The sequence below is a fragment of the Butyrivibrio sp. LB2008 genome, from assembly GCF_000621565.1.
Lineage (GTDB): Bacteria > Bacillota > Clostridia > Lachnospirales > Lachnospiraceae > Butyrivibrio.
The window spans coordinates 172,766-197,112 of the sequence record NZ_JHXZ01000009.1 but is presented as its reverse complement, the minus strand read 5'-3'; the positions used below and the strand labels follow the sequence as shown (position 1 = coordinate 197,112).

General features: G+C 38.5%; 22 protein-coding genes and 1 tRNA gene. 3 read left to right on the top strand and 20 right to left on the bottom strand.

Features of this window, described 5'->3' with window-relative positions; translation table 11 throughout:
• Window positions 1-45: 45 nt before the first annotated feature.
• Window positions 46-531 (bottom strand): large conductance mechanosensitive channel protein MscL, encoded by a 486-nt coding sequence (gene mscL / locus T356_RS0100870; protein WP_051563055.1) that lies wholly within the window; start codon window positions 529-531, stop codon window positions 46-48.
• 119 nt (window positions 532-650) lie between these two features.
• On the opposite strand from mscL, the gene T356_RS0100865 reads away from it, so the two are divergent.
• Window positions 651-721: transfer RNA gene (locus T356_RS0100865), tRNA-Gly, on the top strand.
• 176 nt (window positions 722-897) lie between these two features.
• On the opposite strand, the gene T356_RS0100860 is transcribed toward T356_RS0100865, so the two are convergent.
• The 7 genes from T356_RS0100860 to T356_RS0100830 form a co-directional block, all read right to left on the bottom strand.
• Window positions 898-1,197 (bottom strand): hypothetical protein, encoded by a 300-nt coding sequence (locus T356_RS0100860; RefSeq protein WP_026512851.1) that lies wholly within the window; start codon window positions 1,195-1,197, stop codon window positions 898-900.
• Window positions 1,198-1,320: 123 nt separating this feature from the next.
• Entirely contained in the window at window positions 1,321-1,851 is a 531-nt protein-coding gene (locus tag T356_RS0100855) for a transcription repressor NadR (protein ID WP_026512850.1), read from the bottom strand.
• A gap of 10 nt (window positions 1,852-1,861) precedes the next feature.
• A complete protein-coding gene (nadC, locus tag T356_RS0100850; protein WP_026512849.1) occupies window positions 1,862-2,713 on the bottom strand; it encodes a carboxylating nicotinate-nucleotide diphosphorylase in 852 nt (283 codons plus the stop codon).
• Window positions 2,714-4,024, bottom strand: coding sequence for an L-aspartate oxidase (locus tag T356_RS0100845; protein ID WP_026512848.1), 1,311 nt, complete (start codon window positions 4,022-4,024; stop codon window positions 2,714-2,716).
• Window positions 4,024-4,935 (bottom strand): quinolinate synthase NadA, encoded by a 912-nt coding sequence (gene nadA / locus T356_RS0100840; protein ID WP_026512847.1) that lies wholly within the window; start codon window positions 4,933-4,935, stop codon window positions 4,024-4,026. The genes T356_RS0100845 and nadA overlap by 1 nt, the downstream gene beginning before the upstream one ends.
• Before the next feature lie 175 nt (window positions 4,936-5,110).
• Window positions 5,111-5,674 carry a hypothetical protein gene (locus T356_RS21785; RefSeq protein WP_026512846.1) on the bottom strand — a complete coding sequence of 188 codons (564 nt, stop codon included), beginning with the start codon at window positions 5,672-5,674 and terminating at the stop codon, window positions 5,111-5,113.
• A gap of 78 nt (window positions 5,675-5,752) precedes the next feature.
• Window positions 5,753-6,322 (bottom strand): hypothetical protein, encoded by a 570-nt coding sequence (locus T356_RS0100830; protein ID WP_026512845.1) that lies wholly within the window; start codon window positions 6,320-6,322, stop codon window positions 5,753-5,755.
• A 505-nt stretch (window positions 6,323-6,827) separates the two neighbouring features.
• Between T356_RS0100830 and T356_RS0100820 the strand changes: the two genes are divergently transcribed.
• Together T356_RS0100820 and T356_RS0100815 are read left to right on the top strand one after the other, a co-directional pair.
• Complete coding sequence (locus T356_RS0100820; protein WP_155838934.1) at window positions 6,828-7,748, top strand: hypothetical protein; 921 nt, start codon at window positions 6,828-6,830, stop codon at window positions 7,746-7,748.
• A 101-nt stretch (window positions 7,749-7,849) separates the two neighbouring features.
• Entirely contained in the window at window positions 7,850-8,338 is a 489-nt protein-coding gene (locus T356_RS0100815) for a hypothetical protein (protein ID WP_026512842.1), read from the top strand.
• A 35-nt stretch (window positions 8,339-8,373) separates the two neighbouring features.
• Here the strand turns inward: T356_RS0100815 and T356_RS17935 are convergent, their stop codons facing one another.
• From T356_RS17935 to T356_RS0100755, 12 genes are all read right to left on the bottom strand, one after another.
• Window positions 8,374-9,459: a PD-(D/E)XK nuclease family transposase gene (locus T356_RS17935; RefSeq protein WP_035780073.1), complete on the bottom strand. Its 1,086-nt coding sequence runs from the start codon at window positions 9,457-9,459 to the stop codon at window positions 8,374-8,376.
• A 145-nt stretch (window positions 9,460-9,604) separates the two neighbouring features.
• On the bottom strand, window positions 9,605-10,015 hold the full coding sequence (locus T356_RS0100805; RefSeq protein ID WP_026512841.1) for a hypothetical protein: 411 nt from the start codon (window positions 10,013-10,015) through the stop codon (window positions 9,605-9,607).
• 12 nt (window positions 10,016-10,027) lie between these two features.
• Window positions 10,028-10,279, bottom strand: coding sequence for a hypothetical protein (locus T356_RS0100800; protein ID WP_026512840.1), 252 nt, complete (start codon window positions 10,277-10,279; stop codon window positions 10,028-10,030).
• Complete coding sequence (locus T356_RS0100795) at window positions 10,276-10,992, bottom strand: DUF6896 domain-containing protein (protein WP_026512839.1); 717 nt, start codon at window positions 10,990-10,992, stop codon at window positions 10,276-10,278. The genes T356_RS0100800 and T356_RS0100795 overlap by 4 nt, the downstream gene beginning before the upstream one ends.
• Before the next feature lie 118 nt (window positions 10,993-11,110).
• On the bottom strand, window positions 11,111-12,205 hold the full coding sequence (locus T356_RS0100790) for a hypothetical protein (protein WP_026512838.1): 1,095 nt from the start codon (window positions 12,203-12,205) through the stop codon (window positions 11,111-11,113).
• A gap of 45 nt (window positions 12,206-12,250) precedes the next feature.
• Entirely contained in the window at window positions 12,251-13,384 is a 1,134-nt protein-coding gene (locus T356_RS0100785) for a hypothetical protein (RefSeq protein ID WP_026512837.1), read from the bottom strand.
• 39 nt (window positions 13,385-13,423) lie between these two features.
• Window positions 13,424-15,670: an ABC transporter substrate-binding protein gene (locus tag T356_RS0100780; RefSeq protein ID WP_026512836.1), complete on the bottom strand. Its 2,247-nt coding sequence runs from the start codon at window positions 15,668-15,670 to the stop codon at window positions 13,424-13,426.
• A gap of 74 nt (window positions 15,671-15,744) precedes the next feature.
• Window positions 15,745-18,183, bottom strand: a complete 2,439-nt coding sequence (locus T356_RS0100775; protein WP_026512835.1) for an ABC transporter substrate-binding protein — start codon at window positions 18,181-18,183, stop codon at window positions 15,745-15,747.
• Window positions 18,184-18,209: 26 nt separating this feature from the next.
• On the bottom strand, window positions 18,210-20,702 hold the full coding sequence (locus tag T356_RS0100770; protein ID WP_026512834.1) for an ABC transporter substrate-binding protein: 2,493 nt from the start codon (window positions 20,700-20,702) through the stop codon (window positions 18,210-18,212).
• Window positions 20,672-21,865 (bottom strand): ABC transporter permease, encoded by a 1,194-nt coding sequence (locus T356_RS0100765; protein WP_026512833.1) that lies wholly within the window; start codon window positions 21,863-21,865, stop codon window positions 20,672-20,674. The genes T356_RS0100770 and T356_RS0100765 overlap by 31 nt, the downstream gene beginning before the upstream one ends.
• Window positions 21,862-23,412, bottom strand: a complete 1,551-nt coding sequence (locus T356_RS0100760; protein ID WP_026512832.1) for an efflux RND transporter periplasmic adaptor subunit — start codon at window positions 23,410-23,412, stop codon at window positions 21,862-21,864. Before T356_RS0100760 ends, T356_RS0100765 begins: the two co-directional genes overlap by 4 nt.
• Complete coding sequence (locus T356_RS0100755) at window positions 23,409-24,341, bottom strand: carbohydrate ABC transporter permease (protein ID WP_051563054.1); 933 nt, start codon at window positions 24,339-24,341, stop codon at window positions 23,409-23,411. The genes T356_RS0100760 and T356_RS0100755 overlap by 4 nt, the downstream gene beginning before the upstream one ends.
• Window positions 24,342-24,347 lie beyond the last annotated feature (6 nt).

Here is a 24,347-nt window from a genome sequence, read left to right as displayed (position 1 = left end):
AGCAGCATAAATGCTGCTTTTCCATTTATATAATAATATAATATATCAAGATAATTCAGAAGTACAATGAGGACATCTTGTAGCCTCAATATTGATCTCAGATTTGCAGTGAGGGCAAATCTTTGTTGTTGCAGGCTCTTCTGCCTTCTCTTTTTCAAACTTGGAACTAACGGAATTCATTACCTTAACAAGTGCAAAGATTACGATAGCCATTAATAAGAAATTGATCACAACTGTAATAAATGTACCATAGTTAAGAGTTACCGCACCTGCTTCCTTAGCAGCTTCCAATGTGACATACGTATTACCGTCAAGACATACGAACATATTGTTGAAATCAATGCCACCTGTAATGATACTGATTACCGGCATAATAATGTCATCAACAAGAGATGAAATGATCTTCTGAAATGCTCCACCGATAATTACACCGACTGCCATGTCTAAAACATTGCCGCGCATAATAAATTCACGGAATTCATTTGCAAGACCTTTGCCTTTACTTGTAACTGATTTAACTTTGTCTGTCATGCTTTTTCTCCCCTTATCAATATTAAATTGTACCGTCATCATTCAGCTGTGAATGATAACTATTGCCAACAATACACTTGAAATTATACCATATTTTATTTAGAATTAAAGAGTCGTTTGCAGATGTAGTTCATCGGTAGAATGCAAGCTTCCCAAGCTTGAAAGGCGGGTTCGATTCCCGTCATCTGCTCTCGATATTCCATAATTCACGGGAAAAGGCACATAGACTAAATCTATGTGCCTTTTTCTAAAAGATTAGATTCTTCGCTAAAAAACGCCTTGATCCATGTTTCTCTTATCCGTCAATAATCCCAAAAGTATCCGTTCCATGGACTATCCCAAAACCACTGCGGGGTCCTCTCTTTGTTAGCGTCCTTTCCCTGAGCCTTTCCTCCCGTCGTGCTCATCATACTCCGAGTACTCATCGCCATATTCTTCGTCGTACTCCGCTTCTTCTTCGTCGTCGACTTTCTCTTCCTTAGCAAATTTCTCCGGATTTGCAATGTGTTCTTCATGTACAAACCATGCAATATTATTTAACAACATAACTACCACGCAAATAGCAAGCGCTATAAGCATTCTTCTGTTGCCTCTTTCAAGCCTTGACAATGTTGCCTCATGCACAACGTACGGTACATTCTCATTTAGCATCTTCTTATCATCCATTTTTCTAATCCCTCCAAACGTATTATAACATTTGGAGGGCAAAAACTCACTAATATTAGCCTATAAAGATAAAATTATCTTTATTGCAAATTATGCTTGACTATATTTTAGAAAAATAGTTTTTTACTGAGAAATCCAATCATCAAGTGGCAACCAGTACCCCTTTGCTTTTAGCTCATTTTCAATGATATCCAATGTAGCTTCGTCGTCAGCGCTGATAACATGATAATGATATCCACTTGTAGCAGAGCTCAAAGATTTGGATTTACCGGAAACAATTGCTTCCATAAATACTTTGGCTTCACGGCGTGAACTCACATTGAGAGGCGCTTCCAATCTATTATAGTATCTGTGATTTATAATAATATTCTCTGCACATCCCCCATTATCGACTATTGTAAAAAGTTCATCGAGAATCTGCTCATCCGTGTGACGGCTTTTTATTATCCTCTTACATCTGCTATCAGAATTATTGATTATATATCCGCGGTTAGTGGATATTATATTCACTCCGTTTGCTCTTATAAGTGCGACATCCGTGACCACCACCTGACGGCTGACATTTAGCTCATTTGCCAAAAAAGTACCGGATACAGGCTTGTCGGATTTTCTTACGATATCTATTATTTTTTTTCTTCTAGCCTGTCCATCCATAAGCTCGCTCCTATATAACGTGTAAATTCTTCATTGAAATATCAAGAATCGGCGCAGAATAAGTAATAGCGCCGCTTGATACATAATCAACTCCGCTATCGATGATATTTACAATGTTTTCTCTTGTGACATTTCCCGAACACTCAGTCTTTGCGCGGCCATCAATGATCTTTACGGCTTCCTTCATCGTTGCGGGATCCATATTATCAAGCATGATAATGTCGGCACCGGCTTCTACCGCCTCTTTTACCTGATCAAGTGTCTCTGTTTCAATTTCAATTTTTCTTACAAAAGGAGCATATTCCTTGGCCATCTGTATAGCCTTTGTCACAGAACCTGCTGCCCCGATATGATTATCTTTCAAAAGAATTCCGTCAGAAAGATTGTATCTGTGATTCTGACCGCCACCGCATCTTACCGCGTATTTCTCGAAGATTCGCATGTTGGGTGTTGTCTTTCTGGTATCAAGAAGGACTGTCTTGCTTCCTTCCAAAAGAGCCGCAACTTCATGAGTATAAGTAGCAATTCCGCTCATTCTCTGAAGATAGTTAAGTGCAACTCTCTCTCCGGATAAAAGAACTCTCACATCGCCCCTTACCTTTGCCATAAGCTGACCTTTTTTTACTTCATCGCCATCTTTTACATATTTTTCTACAACAACGCTGTCATCAAGTATTTTGAATACTCTCTCATAAACATCCATTCCGCAGATAATTCCGTCCTGCTTACTGAGAAGTTCTACCTCTCCTTCCTGTGCATCTGGCATAACCGCATTTGTGCTTACATCTTCGCTTGAAATATCTTCTCTTAGAGCCATCTTTATAAGCTCATCCGCATTTAATCTCATAGTTATATCGTTCATTTATATTGCCTCCTCTTTCAAAGAGCGTAATCTGGCCTCTTCTTTTATTTCCTGAACTACCATTGCATGGTATTTTTCCATGATACCATGAAGATCTGCATAATCTTCCAAATTAACCAAATTATCAAAATCTGCTGCCTTTTTGTATTCGCTCACTGTCATGATATCGGCTGCAGCACGCTTTGCAAAAACAAGGCTCTCCAAAAGAGAATTGCTCGCCAAGCGGTTTCTTCCGTGTACACCGTTGCAACTGGTTTCTCCGATTGCATAGAGCTGCTCCATGGTGGTCTTGGAATCCTTATCTACATATATGCCGCCCATAAAATAGTGCTGTGCAGGCACAACAGGGACCCAAGTCTCTAACGGATTAAAACCTGCTTCTGTGCAGTGTTTATAGATATTGGGGAAGTGACTTAAAATTTCCTCTTTGGGAATCGGAGAAAAATCAAGCCACACATGCTCTGTTCCCTGTTCTTTCATCTTGGCAAATATTGCATTGCTGACAACATCTCTTGGCTGAAGCTCATCTGTAAAGCGCTCGCCGTTCTTATCCCTAAGAACAGCACCTTCTCCTCTTACAGATTCCGAGATAAGGAAGCTTCTTCCACTTTGTTTGGTATAAAGAGTGGTAGGATGAATCTGCACATAATCGCAGTTCTCAAGTCGAACATTGTGATACAGGGCAAGTGCCAATGCATCTCCCGAGATATGACGATAGTTTGTGGAATGCTTATAAACTCCGCCAAGACCTCCGCAGGCAAGAACAGTTACATCAGCTTCAATAGCTTCCGTCTTGCCGTCTTCATCCGCAACTACAATGCCGTAGCATACATTATCTTTGCATACCCAATCTACCATTGTAGTGTAATCCATAAGCGTGATGTTCTCTCTCTCCTGCGCTCTTGCAAGGAGCTTACCTGTAATCTCTCTTCCTGTAACATCAGCATGGAAAAGAATTCTGTTGTCCGAATGAGCTCCCTCTTTGGTAAAGACGAATTCTCCATTCTCTTTTTCAAACTCAACACCGTATCCTTCAAGATCATGGATAATCTGCTGTGAGCTCTTTATCATTATCTCAACGGATTCTTTTCTATTCTCGTAATGACCTGCCCTCATTGTATCTTCAAAATAAGAAGCATAATCATTATCATCTCTAAGCATGCAGATTCCGCCCTGAGCAAGGAAACTGTCGCTTCCGTCAAGCGCATCCTTTGAGATGCAAAGTATTTTTTTGTCCTGTGGCAGACTAAGTGCACAAAAAAGACCTGCAGCACCTGTTCCTACGATTACAACATCAAATTTTTTATTCATCATTTTGCAAGCTCCAACATTCTTGAAAGAGGTTTTAAAGCAGCGGCTCTCTTCTCGTCGCTTACTTCGACTACTCCCGTATTATCTCTCAAACAATCTCTGACTTTCTCCAAAGTTACCTTCTTCATGTTTGGACAAGTCTGAGTGCTACCTGCCGAGTAGAACTTTTTGCCCGGATTGTTTGTCTCCAACTGATACATCACACCAAGCTCTGTTGCAATAATAAACTCCTTGCTGTCAGACTTGCCAGCGTAATCTATGATGCCGGCCGTACTTCCGATATAATCAGCAAGCTCAAGAGTTGCTGTAGTACACTCGGGATGAGCAAGTACCTCCGCATCTGGATGTTCTTCCTTAACAGCTTTTAACTGCTCTGCTGTTATTCCCTTGTGCACGTGACAAAAACCGTCATTGAAAATGAAATTCTTATCAGGAACCTTAGATGCAATGTATCTTCCAAGGTTTTCATCCGGAATAAAGAATATGTTCTTGTTCGGAAGAGACTTTACAATCTTCATGGCATTTGAAGAAGTAACGCATACATCTGAATGTGTCTTAAGTTCCGCTGTTGAGTTTATATAGCAGACAACAGCAAGATCGTCGTACTCTTTTCTAACCTGCTCAATTCTCTCTACAGCAGCCATATGCGCCATCGGACAATCTGCATTCATATCCGGCATAAGCACTGTCTTCTCGGGATTAAGAATCTTTGCAGACTCTCCCATGAAGCTGACTCCCGCAAATACGATAGTACTTTCCTTAAGCTCTGTTGCCACCTTGGCAAGGTAATAACTGTCTCCTACATAATCAGCTATTTCCTGCACCCAGTCGGCAACGTAGTAATGTGCCAGGATTACCGCGTCCTTCTCTTTCTTTAATTTTTCGATTTCTTCAATAATCTCTCCTACCATAGCTCTCCCTTTTTACCGGTGTATAACCCCACCGGCCTGTTCTTTATTTTCCACAAGTCTACCACATGTAAAGTCTACTGACAAGACAGTTGTTTATTCAATGCATTTTTTTGCAAGGTACATGTCACTTTTTGTCTCAAAGAAAAGACTGTCTACAGGCACAAAAAAAGGGCGGTCAGCCCCATGCCGTCTTGTCTATCGGCAATAAAGCAACCGCCCCTTTATCAGTAAGGATAAATCCTTCATCTTTATAATCAATATTCCACAGTCCTACCGTGCATGAATATCTTATATGTTGTCCGTTTTCAGTCTCCAAGCTGTATATTTGTCCCGAGCCTTTGCCTGCTGTGTACACGCCTCTGCATACAAATGTTGTTACTTCGTATTCTTTACGTTTGACAAAGCGGATCATTTTTATGGATGATTCAATCACACCACATGCCGCCCAGCAAATAAATACTGAAAACAATAACAACAGTAACGCATAAAAAACAAAAATAATATGAATGCCTCCTGCGAAGAGAGCACCAATCGAACAAATCATCATAAACAGGCCCGTGAACAAAAACATAAAGCTGCTAAAAATCCCTTTTTTCGAGTCTTGGATAGCTTTTTGTTTTATTCTTTCCCAGTTTTCTTCAATATAATACTTTTCTCGTTCTGTCGGTTTTCTTGTTTTACACTTTTCTACAGGAGTAGTATATATCGCTCCCTCCGGATTATTCTCTATTGCTCTCATAGTATTATCCCATCACTAAACACCATAATTCAGGATCAAATCCTCTTCTATGATATACACCCTTTCTCTTTATTTTCTTCAATGATGCTCCTGCAGGAATTTCCTCATCACAACCTTATCTACCGGCAACAAAGCAACAGCTCCGTTATCAACAATGATAAATCCTTCATCTCTGAAATTAATATTCCCAAGCCCTAACATGCATGAATATCTTATCTGTTGTCCGGTCTCCGTTTTCAAATAATATATCTGCTCGTTCTTTTTATACCTCCCCAATTCTGCACATGCTCCCCGACATACAAATATTGTGACTTCATACTCCTTATGTTCAGCAAGACGAAACAGCCCTCTTGCTGTCGTAATCCTGAAATATGATTCTACGCCAAAAATAATAAACCCCAGCGTACAAAGACAATAAAGCGAAACCTCTCTATAAAATGCCGCAAAATATAATGAAAACAAGAAAAAACACATCACAATAACGCTATGTATGATCATGTATCTTCCGTTTTTAGTAACTTGCCGTTTTAACTCTTCCCAGTTTTCTTCTATGAATGCCTTTTCTTGTTCTGTCGGCTTTCTTGTTTTGCAATCCTCTATAGGAGTAGTATAAGCAACTCCATACAGATTGTTATTATAAATTCTCATTACTCCGCCCAATCTCTTTTTGCAATCTACACCGTTTATCTCTTTCTATTTATATTTTTAATGAATCTTCCCAACTGATCTGATTTCTTTCTCTTTTTATGAATTATGTTTCCTTCATAGATGAATGAAATAAGCAAACAAATAACCATAAATATCACACACACTAATATAAAAAGCTTCATAAAATGATTCGATAATTCAAACGGCAACATACAGATTCCTATAACAAATCCAATCTCACCTATCACAGCCAAAACAATATCGCATGGCCGATACTCCCAATATCCGTTCCAAAAAAATATCTTATGAAAGGTCTCGTTTTTAATTTTTACCCAACCTTCACTATCATTCTCTTTCCGAATTCTTGAAAATATATATAATAGTATTGAATCAACTATAAACATAGCTTTATACAACATAATATTTTCTTCTATCCCTTGATACGAATTTGTACTATTATAGCATGATGTATGTGAATACAAAATTATTTATTAACAAAGCGATTATGAAAAAGAAAATAGCAACTTATTTGATTATAATTTCAATGATATCTACAGTATGCGGCTGTTACAATTCCAACGCTCAAACTATTACTGAAAGCAATTCGGAAAACAGTACAACGGCCGGTACAGAGAACGCTTCTACTTATGTATCCTTACCCGATAACATCCAGTCGACGGAATACGCCGAACCGGGGTCAGAGCATTCTTTCTACGGATGGTACAGTGACGAATACTTTCTTATGGACGAAAACAGCCTTATTATATGGCCCCAAATAGACAGATCTGCCGATAACATCAAATATTCCGATGATCTTACTGTTGAGATCACCAAAAAACAAAAACAATATATAATAGACCATTTTTATGATGAATTTAAGATAACATATACCTTTGAAGAAGATATGAAACCGCCCATAAGTCGCGTTAAAGCAACCAAGATTGAAGTTGTATCCGATAAAGAGGCTGTTGGCGAGCTTACTGATGCCGGCTCGGATCCGTTAAAAAATCTGGTCGCAGATGATATTCTTACAAGTTTCCGTGCTATGCGTCCTGTAAAAAATAAAGATTCGATTTATGAGGAAGGTTACGTACTCGGAAGATGGGTCATGAAGACAATCGGAAAGGAAAATTTCTCTGAAGAAATCAAAGAAAAAGGCTGTCACATAGGAGACTCAAACGAATACTGGTTTGGAGCAGATATAAGCAATAACTTCAGTGGCAATTTTGCTTCAATGTATGGAACCTATTACGCTCTTAAAGACTACTATACCTCCGACGGCAAGAACAGCACTGAATTTTATAATGAATTGTTGGTAAATTGCTGGGATGAAAACATTTCGGAAAAACCTGAAATAATCAAATCATTGTATGACGATCTTCAGGAATTTGTTTCCGAATGCAATAACCTGATCAGGCAAAAATAAGTCCTATCCTGCGCAGTAGACAAAAAGATTTCACATCTCTCCGACCGCTTGAAATGTATAATAAATGCATTGGGATTATGGCAAAACGGAAAGGATGACTAATGAAGAAAAATTTTTTGTCGATCGTTGTAGCCGGTGTTATTGCACTATCTATGCTTGCAGATAATACTTGTGTTTATGCTAAAGAGAAAGTACAAGCCAAGAAAAACAAGGAAACATACTATTTATGCGGAATAAAAAAAGGCGATCTCATTTTATGGGATGTATGCTCACAGTGTGCAAATACTTTTTCCGTTACAATAAAAGATGACAATAAAACATACGCCACTATAGGTAAAGATGATTACATAACCGAACTCAATATATTGTCACATGAGTCGGCTCTTTACGATGGCGGTCGTAATTTACGCATCGAAGTAGAATTTGACAGTCCTTCTGTAGAAATAAAAACGGCTGTAGCTTCAGGTTCCATCAAGAATGAGAAAAAAAACACCATCGGACATCTGTATAATTACAGTTTGGAAGACGGCGATGATGCAGATTATAACGATGTATCCATTTCGATAACTTCGTGGAAAAAACAAGGATAATAATAACCCTCGGTACAATGCCGAGGGTTTTATCTTTATTCGTTTTTATATTTTTTTAGTTCCTCTTGCAGCTTGGCAATGGTAGCTGCTTTATCTAAAAGCATCGAATTTGCATCTGAAAGCTGCTTTTGCGCAGCGGTAAGTTGTGACTTAGTATCAGTAAGCTGAGTCTTAGCATCAGTAAGCTGAGTCTTGGTATCAGAAAGCTGAGTCTTGGTATCATCAAGTTCCTCTTGAAGCTCATCAATCATGTATTTAACTGTGTTACGATCAAGTATCCTAAGCTCCTCAGAGAACATATTCATCATCCTTTCTATGTTTAGACACATGTTATATAAATCCTGATACATTGCTTTAAAGAAAGGATACTTTTCAATCAGTTTGATAATGAACTCAGGCTCATCGCATCCAATAAATGTAAGCCATGCATCTAATTCGCTTTGTATACCACTATTATGGAGTTTTTCAAGGAAAATATCAACAGGGATAAATACATAGTTTTGAAGCATGTTAAGCTCAAGACCGCTATCAGATACAGCTGAGAATTTGTGGATAAAGATATCTTTGTAATCCTTAAATGGTTTTGGACTACTTTCGAGGAATACGATAGTGTATACCGGAGCAATGTTTTTGTAAGAAAAATTTTTTTTAAGCGCATCTCTTACTCTTTTGTATTGACGAAGCAGTAAGTCTGCTGAATAGCAAGATGCTCTTTCTCCTGTAAAAGCGTAACCGAGTTTTTGAACTTCAATGTTGGCAAGAGTTCCGTCCTCGAGTTCGACAACTATATCGGTAATGACAAGAGACAGTTCATCTCCGATACGTGTGTTGTCATTCGGAAGTTGATATTTTACAGTGACTTTTTTACCGATAATGATACTTAATAATGCTGACAAGCGTTCAGGCGTGTACTCTGGATTGAGGATTTCTTTGAAATAGCAGTCATAGAGCATCTTTACACCTTTGCTTCCGGTACATATAGATAGAAAGTCCTCCTTTTGATCTTCAGACCAGGTTTCAAATTTTTCGCGAAGAGTATCATTTGAATTGATCTCTTCAAGAATCTGTTCCTTTGTTTTGATCATCGGAAATAATTTAGATAGATTAGTTTTGCTGTTCATACAGCTCCTCCTGAAAAAATAGATTTGGCCAAGCAGCCATATGTCGACTTGAGAATGGCCGTTGAAAGACCGTCGACATATTCAATGATAGCAAACAAATCTTAAGAACTGCTGTAGATATTTCTTAAATTTTCTTAAGAAATACTTATAATTCCGCAAAAAGCAATACCGGATTACTACAGTATTTATGCGCATCCGATGCCCTTATAATACTACAGATATTTTCATATGAAGGTGTTATTATCTCATCATTATAATAAATATTGGCATCTATTCTTTTAATATAATCAATCACATCTGATAACAACAATCTATTTAACGTCCTCAGATCCAGCCTGATGCTGACTTCTACAACACGCGAATTCTCTAATAACAATTCAATACATGTGCCTTCCAAGCTTCCAAACTGTATTATATCTTTTGACCAGCTATCTTCTTTTTCCAGAAAAGTAACATCATTGGCACCAACAGGTTCATTGTTCCAATAGCAAATATCTTCATCTGTATTCTTTTTATTTTTATCGATAACATTAAAATCAATTTGCCAAATAGCCATTTCAACATTCTCTCAAGATTGACAATACTTCTTTACTATAATCTGTATATCTTCTTTGCCAAAAAGATATATATCAGGCGCAATCATCTCGTCGATATTTGAGATTGCTACTAAAAAATGCCACGCTTCCATGTCGTCAATATCAACTTGATCTTCTTGTCTAATATAGTTAATAGCCCACTCACATATTTCTTCTCTTGAAACATAATTTTTCAAGACCAAATCTATGTTTTTCGATATTTCTTCTTTTGTTGGTTGCTTCATATATTATTCCAAAAATCTACTTTATGCGGTTTTATTATTTCGTCATTCATTATCTTTGCTGCCGTCTCTGGAAACGCTATATCTCTATAAACAAAGCTCCCCACTTCTGTACCATCCAGAAAAAACGACAAGAAATAAAGATTGCCAAGACTTTCAATATCACTGTACACATTAGTACTCTTTCTCAAAAACTTATCAATACTCTTTGTCTTTGGAAATTCTTTGATTCTATCTTTATATCTTACAATCATCTTGTCATATGTTTCAGGTCTTTTCAGCTCTTTTGCACCTATTGAAAGCAAATTAATATAATACTGATTCTTATAGACAAACACTATATTTTCTAAGCAGCTTTTTTCACAGATTTCCTGAATATACTCCCCATTGTAAAAATCCGCATCAGTATATTGATCTGCTTTCAAAGTTCTTGCCATCTTATAAGGATCTATTCCACACCACCAGCTTCTATACCCAAAATCCCAGTCTATAAGCGGATTGTCATAAAGCATCACAGTACATCCGCCGCCGTGAAAGAGATATTTCTTTTCATCAAAACATATTTCAAATATTCTTTCTTGATGTAAATACTCTATCAATGAGTACTTATCCCAGAGTACTGCTCCAATTTTATTATAATAATCAATTAAATCGACACAAGCACATTCAACAATTCTATAGTATCGCTTATATGCTTCTATTAACTCATCATGCATATCAATTTATGCCTATCCTCTAGCCTCTTCATAGTAATACAAACATTCACAGACTCTCTCTATCTTATATCTAAAATAATCGATCTTTGGGCCTGTAAATTTGTTTCGTCCATCATGTTCATTCCGCTTTCCTCTTAAGCTTACACAAATTAGCATTAAACCCTTCATCGTCGGAAAGGTCCGCAACGATATAGTTATCGCTCAAAATAACCGCCTTTTCAAGGACTCTTCCGTTTGAGGAAGGCTCAAGACCGGACTCTGCGAAATCCACAAGCTTTTTGCATTTGCCAGACTCGCCGTCATATCCGTAAAGCGCTTCTGAGTCGGCTGCGTAGAAATCATAGACTACGCCCCTGAAGAAATCGTAATCCTTGTCATTGAATACATTAAGCGGATCACTGAGCGTCATATTATCAAGATCAATCCGGTAACATTCAGCGTATTCCGCATCCTCACTACCAATCGAAGCAAAGAGCTTGCCGTTTGCTCCCCTAAAGAGATAACCGCAATCAGCATATGATTCACCGAGCACATCAAGTCCCATATATTCACTGACTCCGCTCTTTTTTTCGCACTTCATGATTCCTTTGGTCGTATCAAGAATAAGTCCCGTATTCTTGGTCCAGAAAATATTATTGATATCAAAATGTCCCTCACCCGTTACCATGTCAGTGAGATTAATATCAAATAGCTCTTTTCCCTTATTATCAAACTTAACAACAGCGGCATCGCTAATGAAAACAGAAAAGTCACCGGTAATATCCTCGCCTCCTCCAAAATAGTTTTCAAATAGCGAAGCAAAATCTTCAATCTCATATTCACTCTTGTAGGTTTCATAATACATATAAAGATTTTGTTCGTTATCTGTCGCAAATTTACACGACATTCCCGGAGCGCCGGCTCTTATCTCAAACGACTTTACTTCTGTGCCGTTTGGGACAAAAGAGATATATCTGTGCCTTCCGACACCCAGATCCGTGACAGCTATACACTTGCCGTCCGAATAATCCAGGTATTCAAGACTCTCCATATCCCTTATTACCCCTTCAAGCTCGGCATGCGAAAAAACACAGCTGTCATACTGTTTTGTTGCATGCTCCGAAGACTTGGCACTATCAGCCTTCTTGAAACTGCACCCTGTAAATGCCGTAACAAGAAAAGCTGCTGCCAAGATATAGCTCCAAATTCTTTTTCCCCAAAAAGCTATTCTCATAATCTTTCCATTCTAAAAGCACGAATAAACAAACCTAAAAACTTATCAGCCTTCTGCCTTGATAAGTTTGCAGATGTTGGATGAAAAAGCATCAGTGTCTACCGTTACATCCGCAATTATCTCTTTGTCACTCAAAGCAACCGCATAATTGATAAGTATTCCCGTTACATCAGGCTCTAATTTTGACTGTGCAAAATCCATTACCTTAACCAATTTGTCTGCACTACCGTCATATCCGTAAACAGCTTCCGCATCAGCACAATAGAAATCATGTCCTTCACCTGCAAAGAAGTAAAAATACTCTTTTGGTATGCTGAGAGGATCGCTGAGCTTCTTTCCATCAAGATCTACTGCATAAGTAATATATCCATCTTCACCTTCATATACAGAAGCAAAAAGCTTATCTCCCGCGCCCTTAAACAAAGTACAATAACCTTCATATTTATCGCCGAAATCCTTACATTCCATGATCGTTGAAAGGCCGCTGTTCTCGTCAAACTTCATGATACCTGTGGTTGTATTAAATAAAAGTCCATTCTTCTCAGTCCATACAATACTGTTTACAACAAAAGAGCCATCTCCTTTGTAATTGCTCATAAGATCTTTTCTGAAAATCTCTTTTCCCGTCGCATCGAACTTCACAAGGCCTGCTGCCTTCATCGCACTCTCTGCATCGGCAGCATCTCCCTGCCAGTCTTCGGGAGCTGCATCTTCGCTCTCATCGTCATCGCCCGCATGGGCAACACCTTCTTCATCAGCTTCCGTATCAGCTTCTTCATTATATTCTATATATTGCATATAAAAATTGCCTTCAGCATCAACTGCATAGCTTGATATAACAGAGCCCACACTAAGGTTAAAAGAATTAACATCTGATCCGTCAGGATTAAATGAAATGTATTTGCGATCTCCCTGGTCTCCAACCGCAACAACCACGCATCTTCCTGCCGCATAATCAAAATATTCAATGAACTCCGATTCGTCTGTTATCCCACTTAGCTTATTCAAATTAAAGATGCAGTTTTCTTCCTGAGCTGCTGTCTCCTGCGCTACGGAAGTTTCGGCGTTGCCTACTTCGGCACCGACTTCTTTTTTACCACATCCTGCAAATGTCACCACGCATAAAGCCGTAGCAAAAATGCAACTTGCAACCCGTTTTGATAAAATTTCTTTTCTCATAATATTCTCTCCTTAAAAACCACTTATATCTTTAACACATCAACTATTCTCATTGATGTAGATATTAACTCTGCTCTGAATAATATCAGCGACCTCTTCCGCGGTTTTCTGTCCGCTAAAGAATGCCGATGTTTCCTCAACAATAATATTGCTTATTGCTCCCTCTTCTTCATACAAGGTATTGATTGAAGTCACATAATCATAGAACTTTTGCGCTTCTTCCTGTGATAACGGCTCTCTCTTAACCTCACCGCCGCCACCCGGAACTAATAAAGTCTCCGAGCTGACACTTTCTTTGGTCGCTTCCTCCAAAGCCTTTTCAAATCCTGCCTTATTCGATGTGAAAACTCCACCAAGATCATTAGAATCATCAAAAAGGAATCTGATAAAATCATATGCCGCTTCTGGATATTTTGTTCTGCTGCTTACAGACACACTGTCAAATGCATTGATCGCAGCCAGGTTCTCGCCGTCCTTATTGGGACATCCCACCATAGCAATTTCATCACTAAATACAGCCTGTTTAATCCTTGAATATTCATAAAGGTCATAAATCTCAGCATTATAAAAAATCGCCCTGTCATCGGCATACTTAAGATCCAAACCATCAGAATCTTCTTCCTCGTTGTTTTCTTTGAACCTGTTTACAAAATTTAAAAACTCAACGAAATCCTGACTGTTAAAGCTGCATTTTTTGTTCTGCCAATCTATATACTTATTTCTATTATACGGCAAATTATAAGAAATTATTACATTTTTATTTACATCGCCGAATGCAGAGACATAATCAAGGTTTTTACTCTTTATAAGTTCCTCGCACTCATCATAGGTAAAAGAGTTTTTTCCACCCGCAAATCTTTCTCTTACAATATATGTTTTAATACCGAACTCCGGAATCGCCCTGTATATTTTGCCATTAACTTTCATCATCTCAGCAAGATTAGGAAGAAACTCGATATCACCAAGTCCACCGCCATCTTCAAAAGCAGGTGTCAGATCAAGCAAAAGCCCCTTATTTACATATTCCTGAACTGATACATTAAGACCTGAGGTATCAATAATATCGGGCGCATCTCCCGATACAAGTTCAAGATTAAACTGCTTGATTCCCTCTTCCTCAGAGCCATACAGCTCAGGATAATTTATGACTTTGATACTATACTTATCATTTACTTTATTAAACTTTGAAGCCGCTTTTTCAGCATAGTTTCCACCGACAAAGCAAGCCATCGTAAGCTGGATCTTTTCTCCGACAGCCTCCGGATTTACTTTTGTAAGCCTTACAATATCGGCATTAAAGCCATATTCATCAGGAGTATCTCCCGATACAGCTGCGATTATTTCAGTATCGCTAAGCGCAACCGCATCATATATTCCGCCGCTCATAAGTGAATCGTTAAAATCAAGAACTTTAACAAGCTGCTTTTCTTTTCCGTCAAATACAAAAATCCCTTCAGAAGTAGCAGCAAATAAATCATGTCCTTCACCTTCAAAAAACTGATAGAACTGAGTCGGATCAAAACATTCAATCGGTTCACCAATCTTTTTATTGTCAAGATCAAGCGTACTGAACTTTTCGTCGTCATATTGAATATATAACTGTGAATCTAAGCCTTTGACAATCTGACTTATATGGGCAAAAGAGCCTTCTGCGCCACCCGGCATAACCATACTGAATCCGTTAGCATCGTCATATGTCTCAACTCCTCCGGGAGTTCCGACTACAAGTCCTTTATCCCGGACCCAGACCATATCATATATAAAGAAATTATTGTTCTCTAATTCTTCCTCTGTCAGTTCTTTGGAAACATCAACTTTGAAAAGTTCATTTCCCGAAGTGTCATACTTTGCAAGATATTCTGTCCTATCTACTTCCGCGTTTTCATAACTTCCATCTTCTTTTGGAGATGTAAAAAGATGCACATAAAGATTTCCGTCATTATCAAAAGCACATTCCTCAGCGCTGTAATATTCTTCTCCTTCGATAACATAAGACTGTATATCCGATCCGTCAGGATTAAATGTCACACATCTTATACTTCCGCTTTTTGTGCCGATCACTGCCTTGATCTTGTCCCCAACCTTATCAATACAGGTAACTCTTTCATCTTTCTCTATAGTTCCCTTAATGCTCTCCTGTTTAAAAACATAATCCTTCGACTGCTCTTTTACCTTAGCTACAGGATTATCATCCTTTTTCTTACCGCACCCTGTAAAAGCAGTAATGCAAAGAGCAATTGAAAGTATGCCGCTCAAAGCTCTTTTTGCAAAATAATCTTTCCTCATATTTTTTCTCTCCGTTTATAACTATAACTAAAAATACAGGAGGATACCCTAATATCAGCATCCTCCTTAAAATATTAACTATTCTCGTTTATATAGACACTAACTCTGTTCTGGATTATCTCTGCAACTTCCTCCGCTGTCTTTTGTCCGCTAAAAAACGCAGAGCACTCTTCAGATATTATATCGCTAACTTCCGAATTTCCGCTGTACAGCGAGTTTATCGAAAGAACAAAATCACTGAACTTCTTTACTTCCTCCTGTGTAAGAGGCTTAATCTTCACTTCCTTTTCGGCTACCCTGTCATATACATATGCATCGTAATCGTCGTCACTTTTTTCTTTTGTGGCTTCCTGCAATTCTGAATCAAATTTTGATTTTATCGATGAAAAGCCTCCCCAAGCTCCTCTGTCTGCCTCTAAAAGATTCCTGATGAAATCATAAATAATATCCTGATGGCTTGTTTTGCTGTTTACCACAAAAGTTTTAGCGTTTATTGAAGATAAATTTTCACCGAAATTATTCGGAACTCCTACAAATTCAATCTCATCCTTAAACAGCACCTGCTTAAGTCTTGCATATTCGTTCATGTTATAGAAGTATCCGTTGTAGAACAGACCTCTGTCATCGGCGTAATAAGTTTCCGGATCTATATAATCATTACTATCAAAGTCTTTACGCTCGTCCGGGAAGTTATTTATAAAATTCATCAGATCAATAAATTCAGGATTGTTGAAATCACACTTCTTATTTTCCCAATCTATAAACTTATCGCCGTAATATTCCCAATAATATGAAGCCATTATCGACTTTTGATTGAATGAGCCAAATGCTGTATCATAATCAGTTCCCTTGCTTTTAATAAGTTCATCGCAATCCTTATATGTAAGAGATGATTTTCCGTTGGCAAATTTAGATCTAACCACATAAGTTTCAACCGTGAATGAAGGAATAAATGAATAATACTTTCCATCTATCTTCATCATATCATCTATATTCGGAAGGAATTCTATATCAGCCAAAGGGCCACCATTTTCAAATGCAGATGTAAGATCAAGTACAATTCCTTTATCTACGTATTTCTTAAGATATGACTCGTTTCCTGAGATATTGATAATATCGGCTGCTTTTCCTGATGTAATATCAAGATTAAACTGCTTCTGCGCTTCCTCCCAGTCATCGGGATAAAGCTCGTTGTAATCAATAATCTTAATCGTGTACTTATCATTATTTCTGTTGAATTTCATAATCTCGCTTCCGATAGTCTCGTCAGTCCAAAGAGTACTCATAGTAATGATTGTCTTATCGACTATATCTTCGGGATTAACTTTGGTGAGCCTTACAAGAGCCATATTATTATCTGTATCAATCGGAATACTAGCAATAAACTCTTTGTCGCTTATAGCAACAGCAGCAATCCATGACATCCATCCGCCGGAACCGATATTTGAATCTCTGTAATCAAGGAGTTTCTCAAGCTTAGATGCCTGAAGATCGTATTTAAAGATTCCAACATCAGTTGCAGCATATAAAGTGCCATCTGTTCCTGTAAAGAAACTATACTGTGCATTCTCACTAAGCCCTTCAAGTTTCTTTCCAACTTCCTTCTTCTCAAGATCAATTATCGCAGTGGTCTCTCCGTCATAATTTACTTCATCATAATAAGTTACAACTGCCTTATCATCTGAAAGTTTGACAAAGTTATAAATATATATCGAATCACCAATCTTCTTTTTATCTATGAGCATTTCAAAGCCCTTCTGCTCGTCATATGCCTGAATGCCCTTTGCCGTAGAACAAACAAGTCCATACTTGGCAGACCAGAAGATTTCGCTGACATCGAAATCTTCTCCTTCAAAGTCCTTGGAAAGCTCGTATTTATATATCTCTTTTCCGGTTGGATCAAGCTTTACAAGATAAGATTTCCCATCATCAGCTACGTTCTCTCCTAAATCACCATCGTTTGCCTCTTCTGCAGCTGAGCTTTCGCTTGCTGAAGCATCTTTTGAAGCTTCTTTTGAAGCATCTTCTCCTGCATCCGATTGTTCCGAAGCAGAAGCATCTGAAGAAGCAGCATCTGCTTCGGATTCAGCATCCTCAGCGCCGCCCATATCGGCAAATCTGTCATCCACTATTCCTTCAATAGTATTCACGTAAATGTTTCCGTCATTATCAAATGCACAAGAAGATAAATAAACATCTTCTCTTGTATTGATATCAATTGACTGAACATCAGATCCGTCTTTGTTAAAAGAGATACATCTGTTCTTTCCTTTTTCCGACCTAGTGATAACTTTTACTTTATCGCCCACAATTTCGATATTATCAGCTTTTTCACCGGGTTCAAGAATACCCTCAAAATCTTCCTGCTTAAAGATGCAGTTCTTATCGATCTGCTTTGCTTCCTCTAAAGAATTATCGCTTTTTTTCTTACCGCATCCCGCTAATGATGTTATACAGATTGCAAAAATAAGAATACTACTAATGCCTTTACCTGCCTGCCCAACTTTTCTCATTTTTCTCTTCTCCATTTCAATAGTTATCAGCTGTTTTCATTGATATATACGTTAACTCTGTTCTGTATGATCTCGGCAACTTCTTCCGCAGTCTTCTGACCGCTGAAAAATGCCGAAGCCTCCTCACTTATAATATTTTGAATATCCGTCTCTACCTCATACATAGTATCTATAGAAAGGACATAATCATAAAATTCCTTTGCTTCTTCCTGTGTCATAGGCTTTTTCTTGACCTGTTTACCGGAAGTATAATCCTGGAAATAAGCATCCTCCGAAGACTCATCTTTTTCCTCACAAGCTTCTTGCAGCATAGCTTCAAAATAATTCTTATTTGAAGACAGATAGCTGATAAACTTTTCCTTATCTTCGGGATTGCCTATTTCAAAAAGCTTCCTTATAAATTCGGCAGCACCATCCAAATTGCTTACTTTGCTGCTTACAGCAACAGTTATAGGATAAATGGCTGCAAAGTTTTTTCCGCTGTTATTCGGAAAACCTACCATTGCTATATCATCATTAAAATCAACCTGTTTTATTCTCGTATAATCTTCCGGTGAAGCAAAAAATGCGCTGTAGAACAATGCCTTATCCTGAGCATAAAGCTGATTGTAATCTGCATTTTCTTCATCGATACTTGCTTTTTCTTCAGAAGGAAATCTGTTTATAAAATTCAAAAAATCGATAAACTCAGGGCTGTTAAAATTACATTTCTTATTAAACCAGTCAACATACTGATTTCTGTTATATAACCATGCATAAGAGATCAAATATTCTTTGTAAGAATATCCGCCAAAAGCGGTATTGTAATCAGTATGCTTGTCCTTTATAAGTTGGTCACAGTCTTCATATGTCAAAGACGTTTTACCATTGGCTAAACTTGCTCTCATCACATAAGTTGAAACAGTATAATAAGGAATGGCAGAATAAAACTTACCGTTTACTTTCATCATCTCGGCAACATTTGGAAGTAATTCCACGTCTCCAAATGCTCCGCCATTCTCAAACTGCGAACTCAGATCAAGAACTATCCCTTTATTTGCCAAAGTTTCAATCGGTATGTTTAGTGATGAAACATCTATGATATCAGGCGTTTTCCCGGATGTGATATCCAAATTAAACTGCTTTACAGCTTGATCGTAATCATCAGGATACATATCGCCGTAATCCAATATTTTTATAGTATACTTATCACTTGACCTGTTAAACTTCATAACGGCGTTCATCATAGGAGTATCAATATACAAACCGCCAAAAGTAATCTGTATCTTATCAACAACATCCTCGGGATTGACCTTAACCAATCTGCAAAGAACCGATGAACTATCAATACCTTCCGGAATATCCGCAATAAATTCATTTTCGCTTATAGCCACTGCTCTGTTTACTGATGTAAAAGTTCCCATTCCAATTGCTGAATCAGCAAAATCAACGAGTTTTACAAGCTTATCGTTCTTGATGTCATATCCATATATTCCGCTTCTTCCCGAAGCATAGAGATCATAACCTTCGCCTGCAAAAAAAGTAGAAACATAATCACCGTTGTTAAATGCAGAAACAGCTTTCCCGATTTCTTTCTTATCAAGATCAAGCAAACAAACCACATCATCTTCGCTCTGATCATCATAATAAGAAATATACAGCTGATCATTTGCCCCTTTACCGAAAGAAGAAACATAGCCGATTGACTTGGCAATTTCTTCTTTAGCCATGATGATATTAAAACCATCCTTATCATCGAACTTCTCAATTCCTCTGGAAGTTTCAAACAAAAGACCGTATTTATCAGTCATGACCATCTGACCACAGTAATTCTCTTCACCGGCAAATTCCTTGGACAGATCAAATTTTAAAAGTTCTTTTCCCGTAGGATCGATTTTCACAAGATAATAAAATGAATCATCATATGCTCCGTCTGAAGTATCAGCACCCTCATCTTCCGCCTCGGATTTTTCTTCTGTCGAGGCCTTTTTTTCCGATGATTCTGCGTCCGTTGTCTCTGTATCAGCCTTATCTTGTGATGCATCCAAAGCCCCTTCCAAAGCCCCTTCTCCGGCAGTATCACCTTCATCTGATGCCGCAGATGAAGCCTCACCTGCCGATGCATTATCCTCAGCATAAAGTATTGGAAGATCTTCTTCATCATATACATAGTACGTCATATAAAGGCTTCCGTCTTTATCATAAGCACACCATGATGGATAACTTCCTTTTTCAAGTTTTATATCAACAGACTGAACGTCAGATCCGTCAGTGTTAAGAGAAATATACCTGACATCACCTTTCTCGGAAGTTGTAATAACTCTTACCTTGTCTCCGACATAACCGATATCCCCTATCGACTCGCCTTCATTTAGTACTCCTTCCAGTTCTTCCTGCTTATATATACAATTCTTGTCAACCTTTTTGGCCTCCTCTACGGGATCCCCTCCTTTCTTTCCGCATCCCGTAAGAGATGCCGCAAAAAGAAACGATGCAAGACTTAAACAGACTACTCTCTTGGCAACTCGTCTTTTTCCCATTTTGCATTCCTCTTATTTTTCTTTCTCTCATTCAACTTAACTTCAAGTTCATACTTCTTATCTGCCAATTTTTCAAACAAACCGTGCAGATCAGTTTCCTTGCGTACATAAAATGTCCTTACAAAAAGAATAACTGTCACACATGCGCTCACTTTCAAAAAAAGCCTTATCACAAAAAGTATTGATAGAATATCTTCATATCCTCTGGCTATATTTTCCCAATATGGGTAATAAATTGCCTTTTGCCACATACTTCGTGTTCCAAAAGAAGCGACTACTTCAAGAAGCGGCAAAGCTTTAAATCTTTCTGAATTCTCGCAGATGTGCACAAATCTGCCATCCAGGCCGCAACTCTCAGCTATATTACTGCGAACAATCCCTTCTACAGGATTGGTGCATACTATCTCATAACAATTTATTCCTCCGAATTTAGCCTTTTTGCCGTCTTCGGATATCTCTTTCTCTGTAGTCCTGCCGCTGTATATATTTCCATACTTTGAAAGGCTGTCATAGGTCATGTAAATTACAGGATCTTTAAGACCTGCGGCATCACTGATCCTTCCCTCAGGTCTTTCGACAACACCTGCAATATAATGCGGAACATCGCCTATATAGACGATTTCATCGACAACATCATTGGAGCCAAACAATTTCCATGCTATATCCGTATCTATAACAATATAGTCAGCCATAACAGAATCATTGATAAACGGCCCGCCCGATACAAACTTAAGTGGATGGAACAGGAAAAAATCTCCCGCTACTCCGATAGCGTCCACTTCCTCCAAATTCTTGTCTTCAAAAGAAAGGCTCACTGTCCCCTGCGCACTGTAACAGCTTGAATACTTAAGCTTCTTCTCACTGATACCGCTCTCTGTGATCTTATTCTTAAAATCGTATTCCATCTTTTTGATGAAATCTTCGTCAATGTACCTGTCCTGACCGAAAAATGCACTAACCTGCGCACAATGCTCATATGAACATCTGGATACCGTATTCTGATCGGGCAAATTACCTATCATTGCTCTGCTTATCATCCCCAAGATCAGATCTGCAACCAAAAGTATCGCAACAAGAATAAGTGGTATCTTTGCTTCTTTTGCAATAACTATTATTTTATTTTTGATTTTCTCTAAAAACTCTGATGCTTTTTCTGTCTTCATCTTCCCTCGTCAGAAAGTCTTACCTGGTCTCCCGGATTAACAGCTTTTGATGCAGTTGTAATAACATAAGCATATTCATCCAGGCTTGCGTTAATCGCTGTGTTTTTGTCATCCTGCGCAACAACTTCAACATCTACTCTTGTTGCAATATATCTGTTTCCGAGCGGAGAATGCTTCTCTTTTATAACAAGTACATGCTTGTCAGACGATCCGCCCTTAACTGCATTGTTCGGAACAACCATGTCATATTCCTTGGATCTCTCCCCGATCTGAAGTGAAAGTGACTGTCCCGGTGTAACTTCAGAGCTCTCAACTTTGAATGTCAGAACCTTCTTTCCTGCCGGATCTGTCTTGTCATTCTTTATAGATTTAAGTATCGCTCTGAATTCTTCCTTAAACTGATATGGATTCTGAGGCTTTGCCGCATCTCCGACTTTAAGCTTCTTAGCCTGCTCTGTAGGTACTGAGAATTCTACCGTCATATCTTTTCCGTCAACCTGAATAACCGCAACAGGCTCTTCGGCAGATGTAGTTTCTCCTGCAACCTTTGCAATGCTTGATACAATTCCGTCAACAGGTGACTTAATTGTTGCACCTGTAGTTTCAGCTTCAAGCTTACTGAGTTTTTCCTTTGATGTAGCGATCTTATCTTTGAGATCGTTGAGAGCAAGTTCTGTCTTAACGCTTCCAAGTACCTTTGTCTTCTCTTCTTCAGCTACTTTAAGTGCTGCAGCCGTTTTAGCCTTTTCCGCGGTGGCTGTTGCAAGTTTTTGGCTGTTGCTTGCATCAACCTGAGTGCCGTAATTGGTAAGCTGTCCCTGGTCTTTCTCAAGCTCAGCTATCTTATTCTGAAGATCAGCTGCTCTTTCCTCATCACCACGTGCCTGCGCATCAGCAAGATCTGCTTTTGCCTGGTCAAGAGTATAGCCGGGTGTCGCTGCTTCATAAGCATTTCCCGCAGCATCATAGTCCTTCTTGCCGGTAATCTCGTCAATCTTTGCCTGCGCAGCATTGTCAGCCGCAAGCGCCTCATTATATTTATCTGTAACGCTCTTTACTTCAGCCTGATAATTGTCATAAGTTGACTTCTTGCCTTTACGAACCTTTGTAATAACCTCATCCGGAATATCTCCCGAGAAAAGAGCCTGTTCGTACTGAAGCTCAAGCGCATCGAGATTCTCTTTCTCTTTTACAAGTTCATCCGACTCCATGTCATCAAGATAAAAGAGAATATCGTCCTTATTTACATGTGCGCCTTCCTTCACGGCGACACCTGAGATTTTCCTTGACTCCTTAACGGTAACGTTGTAAGGATCTTCCGCGGATACATCACCCGTTCCTTTGATCTGCGGATTGATCTCTCCTCTTTCCACATAAGTTGTTGCAACCTGCGGAAGGGAATAATTCATAATGGTATTGGAAAAAAACGTAAGAATAAGCATAATGCTAAGGAATACAATCGCTACGTTTTTTACAATATCTTTTCTGTCCTTCTTTTCTTTTTTGGGAGCGTTGTCTTCAACAACAATCTCTTTTTCTTCACTCATCCCTTTACTCCTCCTTGGTAAGAAATACCTTCCACCAAATAATCTTCGCCGTATAAGAACAACAATAACGGCGGGATCAAATAAATTACCGCAACCGCGAAAGCAAGACTTATCTCGCCGGTGTTGATCTTAGATAAGAATACGGATAAAGGATGTTTCTCCGGATCCTTAAGCAATATAAGCGGCTGCTCAACCATGTTCCAATAATCAAAAAATACCAATATAGTTATCGAAGCGATTCCGCCCTTACACAGCGGAAGCTGTATCTTCGAAAAAATATCCCATTCACCGGCACCGTCTATCTCAGCCGCTTCAGTAAGCTCTTTTGGAACTCTCTTCATGAACTTGGTCAGAAGATAAATCGCAAAAGGTGAGAAGAATCCGGGAAACCAGATAGCCCACTTTGTATCCAGGATTCCCAAAAAGTCCGAAACAAGATAGTTCGGAACAAGTGTTACCTGATATGGCATCAGCATCAAAACAATGTAACAGAAAAAGATAACATCTTTTATCCTGCTCGTATGCCTTGAAAAGCCATACGCCGCAAGCGAAGCCAACGCAAGCTGCATTCCAACTATCGGAACCGTATATATCATTGAATTCCAAAACTTAAAAAGATACTCCGGACTCTTAAAAAGAACTGTGTAATACTGTGCGAAACTGACCATATCCGGAATAAACTTAAGATTTACGGTCTTTGAAATGAATATCTTTGCACCATTCTTATCTGTAGCAAAGATTGCACCATAATTTGCATTTATTTCCGACGCAGCCATGAACGAATTGGTTACCGTCAAAAGCGTCGGCATTATGAAAAAGAATGCGAAAACAACGGCCGCTACAGTTACAATTATCTTCTTCGTTCTGTCTTCAATCTCTTTTTTCTTTTTTATTCTTTTTTTGTATAATTCATAAGCCTTATTTTCCATAAAAGT